Here is a 1,738-nt window from a genome sequence, read left to right as displayed (position 1 = left end):
ATAGAAGGAAACACATAAATTTTCACGACCATCATATAGATAGTAGGCGTCTTTATCGACTGATATGAAATCCCCTTCGTTAAGTGTAAATTCTTCATAGGCATATGAGAAGCGGATGCTCCCTTTGAGGCAGAATATGATTTCTAAAATGCCTGTATCGTGTATTATTGTCGGTGTTTCTTCTACTGAGTATATACTTATACTCAGGGGTGTATCTCCTATCTGAGTCATTTTCATTAGAGTTCCTCCTGATATCTTTTAACAAATAATATCACAAATTGAATTGTGAGTGTTTCGGGAGCTTTATTTTTTTGCGACTAAAACGGGTTAGTAAAAATGTTAAAGCAAACGCGCACAGACCGAAACCTGAAATGATATATAAAGATGTGGAATGTGAATTGAACGCCTCACTCAAAGAAGTGAAAAACTTAGGACCGACAAAAGCTGCAACGGAAAAGACTAAAAACATTATACCGTAATTAACACTATTGTTTTTTTCTCCAAATAGATCTGCTGTCAATGCTGGATAAATCCCCATGCAACCACCATAGCAGCATGCCAATGATATCATACATATGATGAATATTTTGTAATTGTCTGAAGTGCATGCCAGAGCAAAGGCTGCAATGCTTAAAATCAATGCCATGGATATAAGAGATCGGAGCCGGCCGATTTTATCGGATGCGAAACCCCATATGAGGCGGCCGACTGAGTTGGCTATACCGACGATACTGATGGTAAGTATGGAAAGGTTATCGGTTTCATGGAGGCCTCCAGCTATGACAGCTAGTTGTTTAGATTGGGAAACTATAAAAAGCCCGGCGGAGGCAAAGAGCATAAACACAGTGGCTGTGAGCCAGAATCGTACATCTTTGAGCATTTCCGACCATGTCCTGTCATTTCCTGTCTTTTCGTTCGCGATATCTTTTACTGATCTGTCTGGGATGAAGTCTTTCGGGAGCCATCCTCTAGGACAGCTGCTGATAAAAAAAGCGCTGAGCACGGTGATCGCTGCGATGAGTGCTCCCATTATCTTAAAAGTATGAAGCACACCACAATTATCTATCATGTCACTAATGATAGGTGGAAAGATTATTGAACCCAATCCAAAGGAGCATGTTGTCATACCACTGATGAGACCTTTTTTATCAGGGAAAAAGTTTATCGTGTTATTTATGGTGATGCCGTATACAGCACCGCTGCCAAATCCAGTAATGATGCCGAAACCGAGCCATATAGCATAAACGTTGTTGGCAGTACCGCTCAAAAACATCCCTGCGAGAATCAAAACAGCGCTCCCTATCATGATCTTTGAAGGCTCCAATTTTCTCTGGAGCAGCCCTCCTGCAATCATCGTAAAGGGAAAAACTGCGGCATTGATCGAAAAAGCGACTGCCAATACAGAGGCAGTGATATTAGAAGATCCGAATATCGTCGTTGCTTCGTTGACTAGTCCGGCTTGATAGACACTCCAGCAGTATCCAGTACCTGCGAACACGTTACATATACATGCAGCGATAAGTATTATCCAGCGCTTTTTTTCTGTTTCCAAAGATTTTATCATAGATATGCTCCTTACTATAAACTATATTAAAACGATAAAACCGACTCATGCATTTAAAAGAGCCGGAAACAGAAATATGATGATTTTAAGGTTTTACTTGGATTTGAGGATTATGTCCTTTGAAAATGAATGGAAAACAACAGATATCATATCGATAATGTCTGTTTATGATTT

The 1,738-nt window shown here is 40.0% G+C and carries 2 protein-coding genes; both read right to left on the bottom strand.

Features of this window, described 5'->3' with window-relative positions:
* Window positions 1–237: hypothetical protein (locus ACQY69_RS13110; protein ID WP_428259853.1), on the bottom strand; the 237-nt coding region annotated here is incomplete at its 3' end.
* Between the two features lie 34 nt (window positions 238–271).
* Complete coding sequence (locus ACQY69_RS13105) at window positions 272–1,564, bottom strand: L-lactate MFS transporter (RefSeq protein ID WP_428259852.1); 1,293 nt, start codon at window positions 1,562–1,564, stop codon at window positions 272–274.
* Between the last annotated feature and the right edge of the window lie 174 nt (window positions 1,565–1,738).

The sequence above is a fragment of the Gallibacter sp. Marseille-QA0791 genome (assembly GCF_965119705.1).
GTDB classification, from domain to species: domain Bacteria; phylum Bacillota; class Clostridia; order Peptostreptococcales; family Anaerovoracaceae; genus Lentihominibacter; species Lentihominibacter excrementipullorum.
The sequence above is the reverse complement of the archived record's forward strand: the minus strand, read 5'-3'. Positions and strand labels throughout refer to the sequence as shown.